The organism is Achromobacter sp. 01N37 (genome assembly GCF_056399725.1).
On sequence record NZ_JBFTRX010000012.1, the window covers coordinates 1 to 20,786 of the forward strand.

Here is a 20,786-nt window from a genome sequence, read left to right on the forward strand (position 1 = left end):
TAGCAAGGTGGTACCACTCCTTCCCATCCCGAACAGGACAGTGAAACGCCTTCGCGCCGATGATAGTGGACGGACGTCTGTGAAAGTAGGTCATCGTCAGGCTTTTATTCCGCAAAACCCCACAGGTAACCCTGTGGGGTTTTGTCTTTTATAGTGAGAACCCAAGGTGTTCGTGATATTAGGTGATACCTGATATCACTTGAGTAGTTGGGTGTTCGTTGCAGTGCTGAAGCAGTACCCAGAATTCGAGCGGTTGATGAGTCAGGCAACCCCTCAAGCAGTTACGCTTGACGACCATAGCAAGGTGGTACCACTCCTTCCCATCCCGAACAGGACAGTGAAACGCCTTCGCGCCGATGATAGTGGACGGACGTCTGTGAAAGTAGGTCATCGTCAAGCTCTTATCTCGCAAAGCCCCGCCGGTTCCCGGCGGGGCTTTGTTTTTGTGCCTTTGCCGCATGAAATTCGGCGCAAAAATTCGTGCGTCAACCTTCGGCAATCAGGCTGTGAGCCGCGCCAATGTTGAATGTGCACAAATAACAACGTCCGTGGGCGGGCGGAGTTTGTGCGGTAAGATTGACCGAGTCAATTCGTTGGAGCGTTATCGTGAGTGATCCCCAGACCCCTGTGCCCGGTACGACGTTAGACCTGCGCACGCTGACCCACGTGGCTTATGGCTTGTTCGCCTTGGGCTTCCTGACGAGCGGAATTCTGGGCATTGCGACGCTGGCTGCGGTTGTGCTGATGTACCTGAAGCGCTCCGATGCGGCCGGCACGGTATATGCCGCCCACTTCGACTGGATGTTGCGCACGTTCTGGTGGGCGATGTTGTGGCTCGCCATCAGCGGCATCGCGGTGTATATCTTCATCGGCTGGATCGGATTGATCGCGACGGTAGTGTGGGTGTTGTACCGGCTGATCAAAGGTTGGCTGGCGTTGCTGGAAGGCAGTGCACCAACCACGTACGCTTGACCTGTACAGCACGTTAAAAAGGCCGGCATATCGCCGGCCTTTTCATGTCTGCGCGTCGGGCATTCACTGATGCGTAAGCGTTTGCTGTGCGGCGCGTATCAGGCATGCCCTGCCGACCTTGCCGCTCATCCGTGGGGTAGGGCTCGGGATACGTCCATGCGTGCGGCTGGCGCCTCTTCTATGAGCCTTGCGAGCGCTCGTGCATACGGGGTGCATGCGCCACAAGTGGAGGGCGGTTGCCTTTCGCAGGCTGTAGCCACGAACCGCTTGAAAGGCAGCTTGAAAAGGCGGCTTGAAAAGACGCACTCAGCTTGCCGATCATGGAAGTTGATCGAATGGATATCATGCGGGAATTTGCCGTCTCCAAAGAACATGGAGGACCGGTTTGCGCGAAGGGTTGCGCTGAAAAATAGCGCTTGCGCGAAGAGGGTTGGGCTAGCCCGGCGGTGAGCCAGGGCGTCGCGACAATTCAGTAGGCAGGGACGTACGGGGTACGCCCTTTGCCTGCTTACTTCAGATGTGCGTTGACCAGTTTGGTCAGTTCGAACATCGTGACCTGATCCTTGCCAAAGATCGGAAGCAGCTTGGCATCGGCGTTGATGTTGCGCTTGTTGCTGGCATCTTGCAGGTTGTGCTTCTTGATGTATTCCCAGATCTTCTTGGTGACCTCGGTACGCGGCACGGCTTCCGAGCCGATGACAGCGGCCAATTCGGCGCTGGGGGTCAGGGGCTTCATGAATGCAGCGTTCGGCTTGCGCGCGGTCGCGGGTTTGGAGGTTGTGGCCATAATGCGGCGCTCCTTCTCTGGCTGTTGGAAAAATTGTCCTGCGGCCGGAGCATAACGTGTCTCTCTCGTAAAGACAAAGGCATTTATCCTCTGTAGCAACTAAAATGGGCGCACCGTCCCCTCTATCACGTCATTCTGTAACCTCCTATGTACGCACGATCTCCGTTGGAATCAATTCGGCTTTTTCATGACGAGTTGACAGCGCTGCGGCGCGATTTGCATGCACACCCTGAGCTGGGCTTCGAAGAAGTCCGTACCTCCGGGATCGTGGCCGGCGCGCTTGAGGCGCTGGGGATTGAAGTGCACCGTGGCATCGGAAAGACCGGTGTGGTGGGCGTTATCCGTGGCAAGCGTTGCGACAGCGGACGCATGATCGGCCTGCGCGCCGACATGGATGCGTTGCCCATGACGGAGGACAACGACTTTGGCCACAAGTCCACCAAGCCGGGCTTGATGCACGGTTGCGGTCATGATGGCCACACAGCAGTGTTGATCGGCGCGGCAAAGTACCTGGCGCAGACGCGCAATTTCGACGGTACGGCCGTGCTGATTTTTCAGCCAGCGGAAGAAGGGCGTGGCGGCGCACGTGCCATGCTCGAGGATGGCTTATTCGACACCTTTCCGTGTGATGCGATCTATGCCTTGCACAACTGGCCGGGACTCCGGCCCGGCACCATCGGCATCAATCCCGGGCCGATGATGGCGGCAGCAGACCGCTTCGAAATTCAGATTACGGGCCGGGGCGGCCATGGCGCACATCCGTATCAGACGATTGATCCGGTGACGATTGCCGGGCAGATCATCACCGCGTTGCAGACCATCGTGTCGCGCAATGTGAACCCGCTGGATTCGGCTGTGGTGTCGATCGGGTCCATGCAGGCGGGCCATCCGGGTGCGATGAGTGTGATCCCGCGCGAAGCCAAGCTGGTTGGCACGGTGCGCACGTTCCGAAAATCCGTGCAGGAGATGGTCGAGACGCGCATGCGCGAGTTGGTCACTGCCATCGCCAGCGCCTTCGGCGGCACGGCCGAACTCATTTACGAACGCATCTATCCTGCGACCTTGAACACGCCGCAGCACGCGAATCTGGTGGCCGATATCGCCACCGAGATGATCGGCAAGGAAAACGTGGTACGTGACTTGGTACCCTCGATGGGTTCCGAAGATTTTTCCTTCATGTTGCAGAGCAAGCCCGGCGCGTACTTCCGGCTGGGCCAGGGCGGCGCCGAGTCCGGCTGCGTGCTGCACAACTCGCATTTTGATTTCAACGATGCGGTCATTCCCCTGGGCAGCGCGATGTTCTGCGCGCTGGCAGAACGGGGCATGCCGCTGGCAGATTAAGAAGCCTTTCATGTCTACTCAAAACACGACTCAGCTCACCATCACCCGCCCCGACGACTGGCACCTGCACTTGCGCGATGGCGCTGCGCTGGAAGCCGTGGTGGCGGATACCGCGCGTCAATTCGCACGCGCCATCATCATGCCGAACCTGAAGCCGCCGGTGACGACCACCGAGCAGGCGTTGGCGTATCGCGGCCGCATCCTGGAAGCGCTGCGCAAGGCAGGCGGAAACCCGGATGGTTTCACGCCGCTGATGACGCTCTATCTGACCGACAACACGTCCGCCGAAGAAATCTTCCGCGCGCACGAGTCCGGCCAGGTCTATGCCGTGAAGCTGTACCCGGCGGGCGCCACCACCAACTCGGACGCTGGCGTGACCGACTTGCTGGGCAAGTGCACGAAGGCGCTCGAAGCGCTGGAGAAGTGCGGCATGCCTTTGTTGGTGCACGGCGAAGTGACGGACCCGGCGATTGATGTTTTCGACCGTGAAGCGATTTTCGTTGAACGCGTCATGAAGCCGTTGCGCCGCGCATTCCCGGCGCTGAAAGTGGTGTTCGAGCACATCACCACGAAGGAAGGCGCGGAGTATGTGCGTGACGCCGAAGGGCCGATCGCCGCGACGATCACGCCGCAGCATCTGCTGTACAACCGCAACGCCATTTTCCAGGGCGGCGTGCGTCCGCATATGTACTGCCTGCCGATCCTCAAGCGTGAGACGCATCGCCTGGCTTTGGTCGAGGCGGCCACCAGTGGCAGCCCGCGCTTTTTCCTGGGCACCGACAGCGCACCGCACGCGCGTGGCCTGAAAGAGCATGCTTGCGGCTGTGCGGGTTGCTACACAGCGCTGCACGCGATGGAGCTCTACGCGACTGCGTTCGACGCCGTTGGCAAGCTGGACAAGCTGGAAGGCTTCGCCAGCTTCCATGGCCCGGACTTCTACGACCTGCCGCGCAACACCGGCACGTTGACGCTCGTGCGCGAGACTTACCAAGTGCCCGACGAGCTGGCATTCGGCAACACGACCCTGGTTCCGCTGGCGGCCGGCGAAGCATTGGCCTGGCGCGCTCATTGCTGAGCACCGGGCTTGCGCTGAAAATGCGCGGTCGACAATGAAAAACGGGGTGGACGGCAAGATGCGGTCCACCCCGAATTTTTTGCTATGTCGCAAAGCGTCTATATATATAGACGACCCACATAGACGACCTACATGACAACCTACACAGGCGTCCTACATAGACGACGGCTTCAAAGCGTGCCGTCGCGGCGTGCTTCCAGCAATTCCCAGCGTGCAAACTTCTCTTCCAACTCGCTTTCCAGCTTGGCGAGTTCACCGTTGATGCGTTCGACTTCCGCAGGGGCGTCGCGGTACAGGCTGCCGTCGGCCAGCTTGCCTGCGAGTTCCGCCTGCTGCGCTTCGAGCGCGGCGATGGCGTCTGGCAGGCCTTCAAGTTCGCGCAAGTCCCAGGCGTTTATCTTGGTGGCCTTGGCCGGCTTGGGGCGGGCAGCCTTGGCGCGCGCGGCGCTGTCGTCGGCTGGCTTGGCGGCAACGTCGGCGTCCTCGGCCGGAGCTGCCGGCGCCGGGCGTTGGGCGACCCATTCGTCGTAGCCGCCGACATAGTCGCGCCAGTGTCCGTTGCCCTCGTAGGCAATGGTCTGGGTGACGACGTTGTTCAGGAACGCGCGGTCGTGGCTGACAAGCAGCACGGTGCCGGCGTATTCCTGCAGCAACTCTTCAAGCAGTTCCAGGGTTTCGATGTCCAGGTCGTTGGTGGGCTCGTCCAGGACCAGTACGTTGGCGGGGCGCGCGAATAGGCGGGCCAGCAGCAAGCGGGCGCGTTCGCCGCCGGACAAGCTGCGCACCGGCGAGCCGGCGCGAGCGGGCGAAAACAGGAAGTCGCCCAGGTAGGTCATGACGTGCTTGCGCGTGCCGCCGATTTCAACCCATTCGCTTCCCGGGCTGATGATGTCGACCAGCGAGGCGTTTTCGTCCAGCTGCGCACGCATCTGGTCGAAGTACGCAACGGCCACGTTGGTGCCCAGGCGCGTGGTGCCGGTGTCCGGCTGCATTTCGCCCAGAATCAGCTTGAGCAAGGTGGTCTTGCCCGCGCCATTGGGGCCGATGATGCCGATGCGGTCACCGCGCAGGATGGTGGTGGTGTAGTCGTCCACCACGACCTTGTCGCCGAAGGTCTTGCCGACGTGTTCGAGTTCGGCCACGAGCTTGCCGGACCGTTGACCTTCGGCCAATGCCAAGGACACATCGCCGATCCGTTCGCGGCGTTCGGCGCGCTGGACACGCAGGCTTTCCAGGCGGCGCACGCGGCCCTCGTTGCGGGTGCGGCGGGCTTCGACGCCCTTGCGGATCCAGACTTCTTCTTGCGCCAGCAGCTTGTCAAAGCGAGCCTGTTCCAGGCGCTCGGACTCCAGCCATTGCGCCTTGCGCTCTTGCCATTGCGAGAAGTTGCCGGGAAAGCTCAGCAGGCGGCCGCGGTCGAGTTCGACAATGCGGGTCGTGACGGCATCAAGGAAGCGGCGGTCGTGGGTGATGATGACCGCGGCGCCGCGCCAGCTGCGCAGCATGTCTTCCAGCCAGGCGATGCCATCGAAGTCGAGATGGTTGGTGGGCTCGTCCAGCAATAGCAGATCGGGCTCTTCGACCAGGGCGCGCGCCAAGGCGACGCGCTTGCGGGTGCCGCCCGACAAGCCAGCGATCTGCGCATCCGCGGGCAGGCCCAGCTTTTCCAGCATGGAGCGCACGCGGGAGGGGCGCTGCCAGTCTTCGTGGTCGCCTTCCACATTGCAGACCACATCGAACACCGTGGCATTTTCGTCCAGTTCGGGCTCTTGTTCGACCGTGGCGACACGCAGTCCTGAGTTGCGGGCGATGTCGCCGTCGTCGGGCAGGGTGCGGCCATCGAGCAGTCTCAGCAGCGATGACTTGCCGGCGCCGTTGCGGCCAATAAGGCCGATACGTTCGCCGGCCTGGATGGCGAAATCGGCGTGGTCCAGCAGTGGGTGGTGGCCGTAGGCCAGCTGGATGTCGGTAAGGGTGATGAGAGTTGCGAGGGCCATGTAGGAGTTCGTGTGTGCGGCGTCTAAGCGGATCAGCGCGTATTGTCGCCGAAACCCCGTAAAGCTGTTTGACGACACTTCTGGCGCGCGCCACGGGGACAGAGCAGTGACCTGTAATAGAATACGAACCGCAAGGCGGGTCGGGCGATCGCGGTGGATGCGAATCCATCGAGGAAGGTCCGGACTCCATAGGGCAGGGTAACGGCTAACGGCCGTCCGGTTGCGTCTTCGGGCGCGGCTGAGGAATAGGGCCACAGAGACGAGACTGGGAAGCGGGCGTGCATGGCACGCACAGGTACGGCCATCTCCGTATCGCGCCCTTCGGCAACGAAGGGCGGCGTCGCAGGGTGAAACGCGGCAACCTCTATCCGGAGCAACATCAAATAGGCATGCGTGCGGCCCTCGGGTCGCGAAGGGCGGCTCCGTCCAAGCATGCGGGTAGGTGGCTAGAGCGGCTCAGCAATGATCCGCGCAGAGGAATGATCGTCCGCCAGGGCAACCTGGTGTACAGAATCCGGCCTATAGACCCGTCTTGCATCGAATTTTCCACGCGCGAGTTGGCCGGGCCGGGAGCCCGGCTGGCCTCGGCCGCGTCCGGCGCCTGCTTCCCCAATTTTTTCGCAGCCTATCGCGGCAAGGTCGGCGGGAAGCCTCGTCACTACGGGCGATACGGCCTCACGTAAAACAATGCAAAGTCATCCTTAGGCGCTACTTCTGAAGAAGGACTTGTAGAGTGTGCCGCAACCTCCTGATTTATTAGGAGGTTTTTCTTTTTGCGGATTTACATATTGATCTAAGTCCTTGTTGTGATTGAAAAAATTGCAACCACGCGCTTGACCGCCCCTGTGCCATACCGTAGAGTGGGAAATAGTAGGAAATTGTGCAATTAAGTGGGGTAAAAGTGGTGTTTCAGGGAAGCAGCGCGCTCACGCTGGATGCCAAGGGACGGATTTCGATTCCGACTCGGCATCGTGACGCGCTGATGTCGCAGGCCGATGGCCGGCTGACCCTGACGCGCCACCCTGACGGCTGCTTGCTGGTGTACCCGCGGCCGGAGTGGGAAAAGAAGCGCGAACAGATCGCCGCTTTTCCCATGACGGCTCGTGCGTTGCAGCGGCTGTTGCTGGGCAACGCTCAGGACGTCGAACTGGATGGCTCCGGCCGGGTCCTTATCGCTCCTGAACTGCGCAACGCTTCCGGTATGACGCGCGATGTGATGCTGCTCGGTCTGGGCGCGCACTTCGAGCTGTGGGACGCCGCTACTCTGGCCAGCCGCGAGGCTGAGGACTTGGCCAAGGGTATGCCGGATGTGTTGAACCAGTTTTCGTTCTGAAAAATTTATGGAATTCGAACATCGGCCCGTTCTGCTGGAGCCGACGGTGGACGCACTATTGCTGCCCGATTTCGGCGGCAAGGGCGCGACACGGTCGCACACGCAGACCGAGCCGGATACGGCTACGCGGGCGGAACGCGGTGTGTTTGTCGACGGCACTTTTGGCCGCGGCGGGCACAGTCGCGAACTGCTTGGGCGTTTGGGCAAATCTGCGCGGCTGGTGGTGTTCGACAAGGACCCCGAGGCGATCGCGGTAGCCAATGCGTTGGCGGCGGCGGACCCCAGGGTCACGGTTATTCATGGCGGCTTTGCCACCATGGCAGAAGAATTGCAGCAGCTCGGCATCGACAAGGTTGATGGCGTGATGCTGGATCTGGGCGTTTCGTCGCCTCAGATTGATGACGCAGAGCGTGGCTTCTCGTTCATGAGAGACGGCCCGCTCGATATGCGGATGGACACCACTCGTGGTCCCACGGTGGCGGATTGGCTGGCGCAAGCCAGTGTGGATGAGATGCGGGAGGTCATAGCGGATTATGGCGAAGAACGGTTTGCTTTTCAGGTTGCAAAGGCGATTGCTGCTCGCCGCGCAACAAGGCCGCTGCGCACCACGCTCGAGCTTGCCGAGTGCGTCGCCAGCGCCGTCCGCACGCGCGAAAAGGGGCAGCATCCGGCCACACGCACCTTTCAAGCTCTACGGATTTACATCAATCGGGAACTCGAAGAGCTCGCGCGCACCCTCGCGGCAGCTCTAGACCTGCTTGCCCCAGGGGGGAGGTTGGCGGTGATCAGCTTTCATTCGCTTGAAGACCGCATGGTCAAGCAATGCATCGTGGCGGCGGCTCGTCCGGCCGCCGCGCATGCACGCCTGCCGCTGCGCGAAAGCGAAATGCCCCAGCCCGTCCTGCGTTCCCTGGGCCGTGTTCAGGCCGAAGACGATGAAGTCTCCGGCAATGCCCGCGCCCGCTCCGCTGTCCTGCGCGTTGCCGAACGCACCGAAACGCCGCTGCCCCCCGAGGGCGGTTTCGCGTTTGTGAAGATCGGCTCGCTGCCCGGCAGCGACCTGGCTCCGCCGCCTCGGCGCGGCGGCAAAGGGGGGCGGCGCTAATGGGTCGTGTCAACCTGATCGTTGCGGCTTTACTGATGCTGTCGGCCATTTCCCTGGTCACCAGCCGGTATCAGTCGCGCCAGCTCTTCGTTGAGCTGGGACGCGATCAGGCGCAAGCGCGCGACCTTGAAACCAACTGGCGCCGCCTGCAACTCGACCGCGCCGAACTCGCCCGCAATGCGCGGGTGGACGTCATTGCACGTGACGGCCTGAAGATGATCCCCATCGTTCCGGACCGCACGCTGTACTTGAATCAAGCGCCCGTCTCCGCAACCGGAGGCGCGCAATGAAACGCGTTCCCTTCTTCGACAACCCCGTACTGCGCGGGCAATTGCCCACTTGGCGCGCACGCCTGGTCCTGATCCTGCTGTTTGGCGGGTTCACGGTGCTGGCTGGCCGCGCGCTGTTTCTGCAAGGGTTGTCGACGGAGTTTCTGCAGCAGCAGGGTGAACGCCGCTACGAACGCACGCTGACGCTTGCCGCCACACGCGGCAAGATCACGGATCGCAATGGCGCCGTGCTGGCCTCCAGCGTGCCGGCGCGCGCCATCTGGGCCATTCCCGAAGACGCCAAGCAAGGCACGCCCGCGCAGATGGACGCGCTGGCCAAGTTGCTGGAAACGCCCGTGGCCGATCTGCGCCACCGCCTGGTCGATGAAGACAAGAACTTCGTCTACCTGAAGCGTCAGGTCGCCATGGATGTGGCCGACAAGATCAAGCAGCTGGGCATGCCCGGCATTCATCAGCAGCCCGAGACCCGCCGTTATTACCCGGACGGCGACGTGATGGCTCACGTGGTGGGTTTCAACAGCGTCGAAGATCAGGGGCAAGAAGGCGTTGAGCTGACCTTCAACCAGCAGTTGCAAGGCCGCCCCGGCAGCCGCCGCGTCATCAAGGACCGGCTGGGCCGCGTCATTGAAGACGTGCAGGCCGTCACGTTGCCGGTTGATGGCCGCGATCTGCGCCTGTCCATCGATACCCGCTTGCAGTACCTGGTGTTCAAGGAATTGAAGGACGCCATGGACAAGCACCAGGCCAAGGGCGCTACCGCCGTGGTCGTGGACGTGCACACGGGCGAGATCCTGGCGCTGGCGAACGTGCCGACGTTTGATCCCAACAAGCGCGAGTCCTTCCACGGCTCCAAGCTGCGCAATCAAGCCATTACCGATACCTTCGAACCCGGCTCGATCATGAAGCCGTTCACCGCCGCGCTGGCGTTGGACCTGGGCCGCATCACGACGTCGACCTTGTTCGAGACCGGCAATGGCCGCTTCTCGTATCAAGGCAGCACGATCAGCGACGTGAGCCGCAACGGTACGCTGGACGTGGCGGGCGTGCTGCGCAAGTCCAGCAACATCGGCATGACGATGATTTCCGAGAAGCTGGATTCCCGCGAGATGTGGGATCGCTTCACCGAATTGGGCCTGGGTCAGGCGCCCCAAGTGGGATTCCCCGGCGCGGCCCCTGGCCGCCTGCGTCCGTGGGACCGCTGGCGCCTGATCGAAAAGGCGACCATGGCCTACGGCTATGGCCTGTCTGTGTCGCTGTTGCAAGTGGCGCGCGCCTATACCGTGTTTGCCCGCAATGGCGACATGGTGTCGCTGACGCTGGTCAAGCGCGACAGCGACCCCACCAGCGTCAAGATCTACACGCCCAAGACCACCGCCATGGTGCGCGCGATGCTGGAAGCGGCGGCAGGCCCCGAAGGCACGAAGGCCGCTCAGGTGCAGGGCTATCGCGTTGCCGGCAAGAGCGGCACCGCGCGCAAGATCGTGGATGGCAAGTACAGCATGCAGCGTTACCGGAGCTCATACGTGGGCTTCGCTCCGGTGTCTGACCCGAAGATTGTCGTGGCGGTGTCCATCGACGAACCCACGGTCGGCGGTTATTACGGCGGCGCCATTGCCGCGCCCGTGTTCTCCCACATCGTGGGGGGGAGCTTGAGGCTGATGGGGGTGCGGCCGGACGCGCCTTTTGAATCCACGATTGTTGCTGGTCTCAAGGAGCCAGGCAGATGAGCGCCAAAGGCTTCCTCTCTACCCCTGTCGCCACGGTTGCTGAAACCGTGGCGTGGTTGCATGCGCGCGTCTCATTGACCGCGCACCTCAAGCTGGACTCGCGCGATATCGAGCCGGGCGATGTGTTCGTCGCCTGCCCGGGCCTGTCCAGCGATGGCCGTCTCTATATAGATAAGGCGTTGGCGCTGGGCGCCAGCGCCGTGCTGTTTGAAGCCCCCGCCAACGACGCCATCCAGACCGCCGCCGCCGAGACGCCGATGCTGCCGGTCACCGGCCTGCGCGCCTTGCTCGGCGAGCTGGCTGACACGTGGTATGGCCGCCCGTCGGCCGCGTTGGCGGTGGTGGCGGTAACGGGCACGAATGGCAAGACCTCGTCGGTGCAATGGATCGCGCACGCGCTGAGCCGCAACGACAAGCCTTGCGGCACCATCGGCACCTTGGGCGCCGTGCTGCCCGATGGCCGTACGCTGGGCGGCGACCTGACCACGCCCGACGTGCTGACCGTGCACCGCACCCTGGCCGCCATGCGCGACGCGGGGGCGCAAGCCGTGGCGATGGAAGCGTCGTCGATCGGTATTGAACAAGGCCGCCTGGACGGTGTGCGTGTGGCGCTGGCCGCCTTCACGAACCTGACGCGCGACCATCTTGATTATCACGGCACGATGGAACGCTACGAGGCCGCCAAGGCGCGCCTTTTCAATTGGCCGGGCCTGACTGCCGCCGTCGTCAACGCCGACGATGAAGCCGGCCGCCGCCTGATCGCAAGCATGCCCGCGGGCATGGCGATGGGCTACAGCCTGAGCGACGCGGCTGAGATTCCCGCCGCGATGCGCGCGCGTGATCTTCAGGCCACGTCGCAGGGCCAGATCTTTACGTTGGTGTCGCCGCACGGCGAAGCGCAGATCGTGACGCGTCTGCTGGGCGCGCACAATGTGTCGAACCTGCTGTTGGTGGCGGGCGTGCTGTACAAGCTTGGCCTGCCGTTTGCGCAGATCGCGCGTGAACTGGCCGCGACGGACCCCGTTGACGGCCGTTTGCAAACCGTGGAAACGGTGCCGGTTTCGACCCAGACGCCGGCAGGCCGCGGCGGCCCGCTGGTGGTGGTGGATTACGCCCACACGCCGGATGCGCTGTCGCGTGCGTTGACCGCATTGCGCGCCGTAGCCGTGGCGCGGTCCGGCCGCTTGATCTGCCTGTTTGGTTGCGGCGGCGAGCGTGATCCGGGCAAGCGCCCCGAGATGGGCCGCATTGCCGCAGAGCTGGCTGACCACGTCGTAGTCTCCAGCGACAACCCGCGCACGGAATCTCCTGAATCGATCGTCGAGCAGATCCTGGCGGGCATTCCCGCAGCCGCAAAAGCCGACGTTCAGGTGGATCGCGCACGCGCCATCATGCAGACCATCTGGTCCGCGTCGCCCGACGACGTGGTGCTGCTGGCGGGCAAGGGGCACGAGACCTATCAGGATATTGGCGGCGAAAAGCTGCCCTTTGATGACCGCGAGTGGGCACGGCTGGCGCTGCTGCTGCCGCAGGTCAAGGGCGTGTCGACAGACACCCGCCGCATCGGCACGGGTGAATTGTTCGTTGCGCTGGTGGGCGAGAACTTTGACGCGCACAACTATCTGGATCAGGCCGAAGGCCGTGGCGCATGTGCGGCGGTGGTGGCGCATGCCGTTGGCGACGCCAAGCTGCCGCAACTGGTGCTGGGCGATACGCGCGTTGCGCTGATGCGCATCGGCGCGGCCTGGCGCGCGCAGTTCACGCTGCCCGTGGTGGCTGTGACCGGCAGCAACGGCAAGACGACCACCAAGGAAATGATCTCGGCCATGTTGGCCGAATGGCAGGGCGAGGCCGGCCGTCTGGCCACCGCCGGCAATCTGAACAATGACATCGGCGTGCCGCTGACCCTGTTGCGCTTGCGCACCGAGCACCGCGCTGCCGTCTTCGAACTGGGCATGAACCACCCGGGCGAAATCGCGCAATTGGCCGCCATGGCCGCGCCCACGGTTGCGCTGGTGACCAACGCGCAACGCGAACATCAGGAATTCATGCACACCGTGGAAGCGGTGGCGCACGAAAACGGCGCGGCGATTGCTGCGCTGCCCGATGACGGCGTGGCCGTGTATCCCGGCGATGAACCGTACTCCGCCATCTGGGACGCCTTGGCCGAACCGCGCCGCGTGCTGCGCTTTGGCTTGCAGCCCGGCCTGGATGTGTATGCGGAACACATTCTGGCCGATGTCGGCACCACGCGCTGCCGCGTCGTCACGCCCGTCGGCGTGGCCGATCTGGTGTTGCCGGTACCGGGTTTGCACAACCTGCGCAACGCGCTGGCCGCAATCGCCAGCGCCATCGCGGCGGGTGCGCCGCTGGATTGCGCGGTGCGCGCCCTGGCGGGATTTGTCCCCGTTGCGGGCCGCATGCAGCACAAACATTTGAGTGACGGAACGTTGCTCATTGATGACACCTACAATGCCAACCCCGATTCCGTTCGCGTGGCCATCGACGTGTTGGCGCGCATCGCCGGCAAGCGTGTTTTGGTGCTGGGCGACATGGGTGAAATCGGGGACAACGGCCCCGCCTTGCATGCCGAGGTGGGCAATTACGCGCGCGAGCATGGGCTTGACGCGCTGATCACGCTAGGCGACGCCAGCCAGGCGGCTTCGGCCGCATTCGGTGTTGGCGCGCACGCCTGCGCATCGGTAGACGAAGTGGTTGCCGCCTTGCGCGGTTTGCGCGCGTCCTGCGTATTGGTAAAGGGATCGCGCTTTATGCGCATGGAGCGGGTAGTGACGGCTTTTTCTATGAATGACGCGACGGCGGCCAAGGGGCAGGGAGAGCACCATGCTGCTTGAAATCGCCCGTCTGCTTTCTGATGATGTACGCGCCCTGGGCGTGTTCGAATACATCACCTTGCGCGCCGTGCTGGCGTGCGCGACGGCGTTGCTGATCGGCCTGGTTGCCGGTCCGCATGTGATTCGCAAGTTGACCGAAATGAAGATCGGCCAGGCCGTGCGCGCCTACGGTCCGGAAACGCATCTGGTCAAGACCGGCACCCCCACGATGGGCGGCGTGCTGATCCTTATTTCCATCGCCATCAGCACCTTGCTGTGGGCGGACTGGACCAACCGTTTCGTGTGGGTCGTGCTGCTGGTGACGTTCGGCTTCGGCTGGATCGGCTGGATGGACGATTACCGCAAGGTGGTCTATCGCGATCCGGAAGGCATGCCCGCACGGCAGAAATTCTTCTGGCAGGCCACGATCGGCATCATCGCCGCCGTGTATCTGGCGTTTGCCGTGTCCGCGCCCGCCAACACTGAATTGTGGCCGCTGTTCAAGGCCTGGGTAGGCAGCGGCTTCACGATGGCGTTGCCCACGCGTGCCGACTTGATCGTGCCGTTCTTCAAATCGGTGAGCTATCCGCTGGGCGTGCTGGGTTTTGTGGCGCTGACGTGGGCCGTGATTGTCGGCACCAGCAACGCCGTGAACCTGACCGACGGCCTGGATGGCCTGGCCATCATGCCGACCGTGATGGTCGGCAGCGCGTTGGGCATCTTCGCCTACGTCGTCGGCCGCGTCGACTATTCCAAATATCTGCTGTTCCCGTATATTCCCGGCGCCTCGGAATTGATGGTGCTGTGCGCGGCGATCGGGGGCGCGGGCTTGGCATTTTTATGGTTCAACGCGTATCCGGCGCAGGTCTTCATGGGTGACGTCGGCGCGCTTGCGCTGGGCGGCGCGCTGGGCACCATCGCCGTCATCGTGCGCCAGGAAATCGTGCTGTTCATCATGGGCGGCGTGTTCGTGGTGGAAACGCTGTCGGTGATGATCCAGGTGACCTGGTTCAAGTACACGAAGCGACGTTATGGAACAGGTAGACGCATATTCCGCATGGCCCCGTTGCATCATCACTTTGAAGTGGGTGGCTGGAAAGAAACCCAGGTGGTTGTGCGTTTCTGGATCATCAGCATGATGCTGGTGCTGATCGGCCTCTCTACGCTGAAGTTGCGATGAATACGATTGAACCCTCCCGCGCTGACGCGCCGCTCGTCCTGATCCTCGGATTGGGCGAGACGGGTGTCGCCGCCGCTCGCTGGTGCGCCCGATTGGGCGCCGGCTTGCGCGTGGCCGACACACGCGCCGAGCCGGGCGGCCTTGCCGCGCTGCGTGACGCGCTGGCGCAAAGCGATGTGGAATACCGTTTGGGCTGCGACGCGTCCTTTGACGTGGCGTTGCTGGATGGTGTGAACCAGGTGGTGCTGAGCCCCGGCCTGGCGCCCGCGCTACCGCCCGCCGCCGAGCTGCTGCGCGAGGCGAAAGCCCGCGGCATCGAAGTCGTCGGTGAAATTGAGTTGTTTGCGCGCGCACTGGCCGATCTGGCCGAGACGCGTGAATACCGTCCGCGCCTGTTGGCCGTGACGGGCACGAATGGCAAGACCACGGTGACGGCGCTCACGCGTGACTTGATCGACGCCAGCGGCCTGACCGTTGTGGCGGCTGGCAACATCAGCCCGGCAGCATTGACCGCGCTGATGGATGCGCTGGACAACGACGCGCTGCCGCAAGTCTGGGTGCTGGAACTGTCCAGCTTTCAGCTGGAAACGACGCAGTCGCTGAAGGCTGACGCCGCCGTCGTGCTGAACGTCACCCAAGATCATCTGGACTGGCATGGCGGCATGGACGCTTATGCCGAGGCCAAGGCGCGCATCTTTAAGATGGCGCGCATCGCCATCGTCAATCGCGATGACCCGATGACGCTGCGCATGGTGCCGACGGTGAACGCGCTGAATGTGCGCACTTTTGGCCGCGACATGCCGGAACTGGTCGGCGACATGGGCCTGGAACTGGGGCAGGGCGTAGCTTGGCTGGTGGCTTCCGAGCCCAGCGATTTCGACGAACCCGCGCCGCCCGTGCGCCGCAAGAAAGATGCACCCGAACCCGTGCGCGCCAACGGCCGCATGAGCCGCCTGATGCCGGTGGACGCCCTGCGCATCCGCGGCATCCACAACGCCCTGAATGCGCTGGCCGCCTTGCAACTGGCGCGCTGCCTGGACTTGGGCTGGGGCGCCATGCTGCGCACGCTGCGTGAATACGCGGGCGAGCCGCACCGCGCGGCCTTCGTGCGCCAGATTGGCGGCGTCGACTACATCAATGACAGCAAGGGCACCAACGTGGGCGCCACCGTCGCCGCCCTGGAAGGCCTGGGCCAACCGGTGGTGCTGATCGCCGGCGGCCAGGGCAAGGGCCAGGATTTTTCTCCGCTGATCCCGGTAGTGTCGCGTCATGCGCGCGCCGTGATGCTGATCGGTGTGGATGGCCCCGAAATTGGCCGCGTGCTGGCGCCGACGGGCGTCAACTGCATCACCGTTGAATCGTTGCATGATGCCGTGCGCGGCGCAGCCGAATTGGCGCAGCCTGGCGACGCCGTGCTGCTGTCGCCCGCCTGCGCCAGCCTGGACATGTTCCGCAACTACCCGCATCGCGGGCAGGTGTTCGTGGAAGAGGTCGAAGACCTGGCCCGCGACCGTGGAGAGGTGGCATGAGCCTGATCGCCGATCTCACCGCCAGCGTCAATGCCGTACGGCCCGGCCGTACCAAGATGCGCAACTTCGATCTGCCGCTGGTCATCGCGGCATCGACGCTGTTGCTGCTCGGCTTGCTGATGGTGTATTCGGCGTCGATCGCGCTGGCCGACGGCCCGCGTTACGCGTCCTATGGGCGTTATTACTTCGTGATCCGCCACGGCCTGTTCGTCAGCGCCGGGCTGGTCGCGGGCGCCGTTGTGCTGGCCATTCCCATCCGGGTCTGGCAGCGCATGGCGGTGCCGCTGTTCGTGGTGTCGATGATCTTGCTGGTGGCGGTGCTGATTCCCGGCATCGGCCGTGAAGTCAACGGCGCGCACCGCTGGATTCCGCTGGGTCCGCTGAACTTCCAGCCGTCTGAATTGATGAAGCTGGCCGCCTTGCTCTACGCCGCCGATTACACCGTGCGCAAGCAAGAGCACATGCAGGCGTTTGCCCGCGGCTTCTTGCCGATGGCGTTCGCGCTGGCCGGTGTGGGCATGCTGTTGCTGCTGGAGCCCGACCTGGGCGCGTTCATGGTGATCGTGGCCATCGCCATCGGCATCCTGTTCCTGGGCGGCATCAACGGCAAATACTTCAGCAGCCTGCTGGCCGTGCTGGTGAGCACGTTCCTGATGCTGATCTGGTTGTCGCCGTGGCGCCGTGCGCGCCTGTTTGCCTACCTGGACCCCTGGAACGAAGACAACGCTTACGGCAGCGCCTATCAGCTGTCGCATTCGCTGATTGCCTTGGGTCGTGGTGAATGGTTCGGCGTCGGCCTGGGCGCCAGCGTTGAAAAGCTGCACTACCTGCCCGAAGCGCACACCGACTTCCTGATGGCGGTGGTGGGCGAAGAGCTGGGCTTTATTGGCGTGATGACGGTGATCACGCTGTTCGCCATCATCATCTATCGCGGTTTCGATATCGGCCGTCAGGCCATCGCCATGGAACGCACGTTCGCGGGCCTGGTGGCGCATGGCGTGGCGATGTGGTTCGGCGTGCAGTCGTTCATCAACATGGGCGTGWRCCTGGGCCTGCTGCCCACCAAGGGKYTGACSCTGCCGCTGRTGAGCTATGGCGGTTCGGGCGTGGTGATGAACCTGTGCGCCTTGGCCATGCTGATCCGGGTCGACGTGGAAAACCGCGTCATGATGCGTGGGGGGCGAGTATGACCGCGGCCCGCACCATCCTGATCATGGCCGGCGGCACCGGCGGACACATCATGCCGGGCCTGGCGGTTGCCGATGTGCTGCGCGAGCGTGGCTGGCGCGTGCTGTGGCTGGGCAATCCCGACAAAATGGAAGGCAAGCTCGTGCCGCCGCGCGGCATCGAACTGGTGCCGTTGCGCTTTCAAGGCGTGCGCGGCAAGGGCGCATCCGCGCTGCTGAAGCTGCCTTTCCTGCTGTTGCGCGCGTTCGGAGAAGCGTGGTCGCGTTTGTCGGATGTGCGCCCGGACGTGGTGCTGGGCATGGGCGGCTACGTGGCGTTCCCGGGCGGCGTGATTGCTGCGCTGCGCGGCACGCCGCTGGTGGTGCATGAACAGAATGCCGTGGCAGGCACCGCGAACAAGTGCCTGGCGAAGATGTCGCGCCGCGTGTTGAGCGGGTTCCCCGGCGTGCTGCCCAAGGGCGAAGCCATGGGCAACCCGGTGCGTGCCGACTTGTGCGCGCTGCCGGACCCGGCCACGCGCTACGCCAACCGCACGGGCCCGCTGCGCGTGCTCGTCGTGGGGGGCAGCTTGGGCGCGCAGGCGCTGAACACGACCGTTCCGCAAGCGCTGGCGCGCTTGCCGCAAGAGAGCCGTCCGATGGCCATCCATCAGGCTGGCGAACAACATTTGCCCGCGTTGCAGCAGGCCTATGCCCAAGCGGGCGTAGAGGCTGATTGCCGCGCGTTCATCGATGACATGGCGGGCGCCTTGGGCGACGCGGATCTGGTGATCTGCCGCGCGGGGGCCATGACGGTGTCCGAAGTGGCGGCCGCTGGCGTCGCCGCGCTGTTCGTGCCGTTCCCGCATGCCATCGATGATCATCAAACCGCCAACGCGCGCTTCTTGAGCGACGCCGAGGCCGCCTGGCTCCAGCCGCAGACCGCCTTGACGCCCGAGTGGCTGGCGGACTGGCTGGCCCAGCGTACCCGACAAGAACTGGAAGCCGTCGCCATCCGTGCCCGCGCGCATGCGCACCCGGAAGCGGCAGCGCATATCGCCGACGTCTGTGAACAAGCAGCGGGGCGTTCATCATGAAACACAGAATTCAACATATCCATTTCGTAGGCATCGGCGGCTCGGGCATGAGCGGCATTGCCGAAGTGCTGCTCAACCTGGGCTACACCATCAGCGGCTCCGACTTGAACGAGTCCGCTGTGACGCGTCGTCTGGCCAGCCTGGGCGTGAAGATCGCGATCGGCCACGTGGCCAGCAACGTCACGGGGGCGGGCGCCATCGTGACGTCCACGGCGGTGGCGGGTGACAACCCTGAAGTTATCGCCGCCCGCGCGTCGCGCATCCCCGTGGTGCCGCGCGCCATCATGCTGGCCGAGCTGATGCGTTTGAAGCGCGGCATCGCCGTGGCGGGTACGCACGGCAAGACCACCACCACCAGCCTCGTGGCCAGCGTGCTGGCCGCTGGTGACCTGGACCCGACGTTCGTGATTGGCGGCCGCTTGAACTCCGCCGGCGCCAATGCGCGCCTGGGCCAGGGCGACTACATCGTGGTCGAGGCCGACGAGTCCGACGCGTCCTTCCTGAATCTGCTGCCGGTGATGGCCATCGTGACCAACATCGATGCCGATCACATGGACACCTACGGCCATGACGTGGCGCGCCTGAAAAGTGCGTTCATCGAATTTACGCAGCGCCTGCCGTTCTATGGCAGCGCCGTGCTGTGCTCTGACGATGCGAACGTGCGCGAGATCATGCCCTTCGTGTCGCGGCCGATCACCACTTACGGCCTGAACGAAGACGCACAAGTGCGCGCCTATGAAGTGCAGCCGGAAGGCACGCGCATGCGCTTCAACGTGCAGCGCACGCACCGCGATACGCTGCTGCCGCCGTTGCAAGTGGTGCTGAACCTGCCGGGCCTGCACAACGTGCGCAACGCCCTGGCCGCAATCGCCGTGGCAACGGAACTGGGCGTGTCCGACGACGCCATCTGCGACGCGCTGGCCGCCTTCAAGGGCGTGGGCCGCCGTTTCACGCAGACGGGCGAATTCCCCGTGCCGGCCAGCCATGGCGGCGGCACATTCACCGTCATCGACGACTACGGCCATCACCCCGTTGAGATGGCCGCCACGCTGGCCGCCGCGCGCGGCGCCTGGCCTGATCGCCGCATCGTGCTGGCGTTCCAGCCGCATCGCTACACGCGGACGCGTGATTGTTTTGAAGATTTCGTGCGCGTGCTGGGCACAGCCGACGCGGTGTTGTTGACCGAGGTCTATTCGGCCGGCGAGCCGCCGCTGGTGGCCGCAGACGGCCGCGCCCTGTCGCGCGCGCTGCGTGTGGCCGGCAAGGTGGAACCGGTGTTCGTCGAAGACGTGGCCGAGCTGCCCCAGGCAGTGGTGGACTTCGTGCGCGATGGCGATGTGGTGATTGTGATGGGCGCGGGTTCGATCAGCAAAGTCCCTGGCCAAGTAGGAGAGCTGGCATGAGCACGCAATTCGGCAAAGTGGGTGTCTTGTACGGCGGGCGTTCCGCCGAGCGCGAAGTGTCGCTGATGTCCGGCAAGGGCGTGCAGCAGGCGCTGGCCAGCGCCGGCGTGGACGCGCACCTGTTCGACACGGGGGAACGCAGCCTGGCCGAGCTGGCCGCCGAAGGCTTCGACCGCGTCTTCATCGCGCTGCATGGCCGCTATGGTGAAGACGGCACGATTCAAGGCGCGCTGGAATTGCTGGGCATTCCTTACACCGGCAGCGGCCCGATGGCGTCCGCGCTGGCCATGGACAAGACCATGACCAAGCGCGTGTGGCAACAGATTGGTCTGCCCACGCCTGATTTTGAAGTGCTGGACGCCGACACGGAACTTCGTCTGGTGCCCGACCGTCTGAGCTTGCCGCTGATCATCAAGCCGCCGCATGAAGGTTCCACCGTTGGCATCACCAAGGTGGTGGGCTATTCCGACATGAAGGAAGCCTACGCGGCTGCCGCGCGCTTTGACAGCGTTGTGCTGGCCGAACAATTCATCACCGGCCGCGAACTGACCGTGGCCGTGCTGGGTGCAGGCAAGGGCGCACGCGCATTGCCCGTGATCGAGATCGCGGCGCCCGGCGGCAACTACGACTACGAACACAAGTATTTCTCGGACGACACGCAGTACTTCTGCCCGGCGACGCTGCCGGACGGCGTGGCTGAGGAAGTCGCCGCCATTGCCGTGAAGGCCTATCAGGCGCTGAACTGCGAAGGCTGGGGCCGCGCCGACTTCATGCTCGACCGCAACAACCGGCCGTGGCTGCTTGAAATGAATACCTCGCCTGGCATGACCAGCCATTCTTTGGTGCCGATGGCCGCGAAGGCCGTTGGGATCAGCTACGCCGATCTGTGCGTGGCAATTTTGTCTGAGGCGTCGTGCAAAGTGCACAGCGCCGCGCGTAACGCTTGACCT

Annotated in this window: 16 protein-coding genes, 2 rRNA genes and 1 other RNA gene; 17 read left to right on the forward strand and 2 right to left on the reverse strand. The window is 63.8% G+C overall.

Going from position 1 to position 20,786, the window contains the following annotated elements; all coding sequences use genetic code 11:
* From rrf (AC1DSJ_RS22100) to AC1DSJ_RS22110, 3 genes are all read left to right on the forward strand, one after another.
* A 5S ribosomal RNA gene (rrf, locus tag AC1DSJ_RS22100) occupies positions 1–102 on the forward strand; the annotation flags it as partial.
* A gap of 184 nt (positions 103–286) precedes the next feature.
* Positions 287–399 (forward strand): 5S ribosomal RNA (gene rrf, locus AC1DSJ_RS22105).
* 207 nt (positions 400–606) lie between these two features.
* Positions 607–972 (forward strand): DUF4870 family protein, encoded by a 366-nt coding sequence (locus AC1DSJ_RS22110; RefSeq protein ID WP_054420429.1) that lies wholly within the window; start codon positions 607–609, stop codon positions 970–972.
* 508 nt (positions 973–1,480) lie between these two features.
* Here AC1DSJ_RS22110 and AC1DSJ_RS22115 read toward each other — a convergent pair.
* Positions 1,481–1,759 carry an SWIB/MDM2 domain-containing protein gene (locus tag AC1DSJ_RS22115; RefSeq protein WP_008160134.1) on the reverse strand — a complete coding sequence of 93 codons (279 nt, stop codon included), beginning with the start codon at positions 1,757–1,759 and terminating at the stop codon, positions 1,481–1,483.
* A gap of 147 nt (positions 1,760–1,906) precedes the next feature.
* On the opposite strand from AC1DSJ_RS22115, the gene AC1DSJ_RS22120 reads away from it, so the two are divergent.
* Together AC1DSJ_RS22120 and pyrC are read left to right on the forward strand one after the other, a co-directional pair.
* On the forward strand, positions 1,907–3,100 hold the full coding sequence (locus tag AC1DSJ_RS22120; protein WP_006226253.1) for a M20 aminoacylase family protein: 1,194 nt from the start codon (positions 1,907–1,909) through the stop codon (positions 3,098–3,100).
* A gap of 10 nt (positions 3,101–3,110) precedes the next feature.
* The gene (pyrC, locus tag AC1DSJ_RS22125) at positions 3,111–4,175 is read left to right on the forward strand and encodes a dihydroorotase (protein ID WP_420840197.1); all 1,065 of its coding nucleotides are present in this window, start codon (positions 3,111–3,113) and stop codon (positions 4,173–4,175) included.
* A 170-nt stretch (positions 4,176–4,345) separates the two neighbouring features.
* Here the strand turns inward: pyrC and AC1DSJ_RS22130 are convergent, their stop codons facing one another.
* Entirely contained in the window at positions 4,346–6,172 is a 1,827-nt protein-coding gene (locus AC1DSJ_RS22130; protein WP_054420431.1) for an ATP-binding cassette domain-containing protein, read from the reverse strand.
* A gap of 132 nt (positions 6,173–6,304) precedes the next feature.
* Between AC1DSJ_RS22130 and rnpB the strand changes: the two genes are divergently transcribed.
* The 12 genes from rnpB (at position 6,305) to AC1DSJ_RS22190 (ending at position 20,783) form a co-directional block, all read left to right on the forward strand.
* Positions 6,305–6,710, forward strand: an RNA gene (gene rnpB, locus AC1DSJ_RS22135) — RNase P RNA component class A.
* Between the two features lie 366 nt (positions 6,711–7,076).
* Complete coding sequence (mraZ, locus tag AC1DSJ_RS22140; RefSeq protein ID WP_006226256.1) at positions 7,077–7,505, forward strand: division/cell wall cluster transcriptional repressor MraZ; 429 nt, start codon at positions 7,077–7,079, stop codon at positions 7,503–7,505.
* A gap of 7 nt (positions 7,506–7,512) precedes the next feature.
* Complete coding sequence (gene rsmH, locus AC1DSJ_RS22145) at positions 7,513–8,610, forward strand: 16S rRNA (cytosine(1402)-N(4))-methyltransferase RsmH (RefSeq protein ID WP_054420432.1); 1,098 nt, start codon at positions 7,513–7,515, stop codon at positions 8,608–8,610.
* A complete protein-coding gene (ftsL, locus tag AC1DSJ_RS22150; protein WP_054420433.1) occupies positions 8,610–8,900 on the forward strand; it encodes a cell division protein FtsL in 291 nt (96 codons plus the stop codon). Before rsmH ends, ftsL begins: the two co-directional genes overlap by 1 nt.
* Entirely contained in the window at positions 8,897–10,627 is a 1,731-nt protein-coding gene (locus AC1DSJ_RS22155; protein WP_054420435.1) for a peptidoglycan D,D-transpeptidase FtsI family protein, read from the forward strand. The genes ftsL and AC1DSJ_RS22155 overlap by 4 nt, the downstream gene beginning before the upstream one ends.
* Positions 10,624–13,482 (forward strand): bifunctional UDP-N-acetylmuramoyl-L-alanyl-D-glutamate--2,6-diaminopimelate ligase MurE/UDP-N-acetylmuramoyl-tripeptide--D-alanyl-D-alanine ligase MurF, encoded by a 2,859-nt coding sequence (gene murF, locus AC1DSJ_RS22160; RefSeq protein ID WP_441370482.1) that lies wholly within the window; start codon positions 10,624–10,626, stop codon positions 13,480–13,482. Before AC1DSJ_RS22155 ends, murF begins: the two co-directional genes overlap by 4 nt.
* Positions 13,472–14,641, forward strand: a complete 1,170-nt coding sequence (mraY, locus tag AC1DSJ_RS22165) for a phospho-N-acetylmuramoyl-pentapeptide-transferase (protein ID WP_054420438.1) — start codon at positions 13,472–13,474, stop codon at positions 14,639–14,641. The genes murF and mraY overlap by 11 nt, the downstream gene beginning before the upstream one ends.
* Positions 14,638–16,170 (forward strand): UDP-N-acetylmuramoyl-L-alanine--D-glutamate ligase, encoded by a 1,533-nt coding sequence (gene murD, locus AC1DSJ_RS22170; RefSeq protein WP_441370483.1) that lies wholly within the window; start codon positions 14,638–14,640, stop codon positions 16,168–16,170. Before mraY ends, murD begins: the two co-directional genes overlap by 4 nt.
* Positions 16,167–17,360 carry a putative lipid II flippase FtsW gene (ftsW, locus tag AC1DSJ_RS22175; protein ID WP_476760394.1) on the forward strand — a complete coding sequence of 398 codons (1,194 nt, stop codon included), beginning with the start codon at positions 16,167–16,169 and terminating at the stop codon, positions 17,358–17,360. The genes murD and ftsW overlap by 4 nt, the downstream gene beginning before the upstream one ends.
* On the forward strand, positions 17,357–18,433 hold the full coding sequence (gene murG, locus AC1DSJ_RS22180) for an undecaprenyldiphospho-muramoylpentapeptide beta-N-acetylglucosaminyltransferase (protein WP_441370484.1): 1,077 nt from the start codon (positions 17,357–17,359) through the stop codon (positions 18,431–18,433). Before ftsW ends, murG begins: the two co-directional genes overlap by 4 nt.
* The gene (gene murC, locus AC1DSJ_RS22185) at positions 18,430–19,836 is read left to right on the forward strand and encodes a UDP-N-acetylmuramate--L-alanine ligase (RefSeq protein WP_054420445.1); all 1,407 of its coding nucleotides are present in this window, start codon (positions 18,430–18,432) and stop codon (positions 19,834–19,836) included. The genes murG and murC overlap by 4 nt, the downstream gene beginning before the upstream one ends.
* Complete coding sequence (locus AC1DSJ_RS22190; protein ID WP_054420446.1) at positions 19,833–20,783, forward strand: D-alanine--D-alanine ligase; 951 nt, start codon at positions 19,833–19,835, stop codon at positions 20,781–20,783. Before murC ends, AC1DSJ_RS22190 begins: the two co-directional genes overlap by 4 nt.
* Positions 20,784–20,786 lie beyond the last annotated feature (3 nt).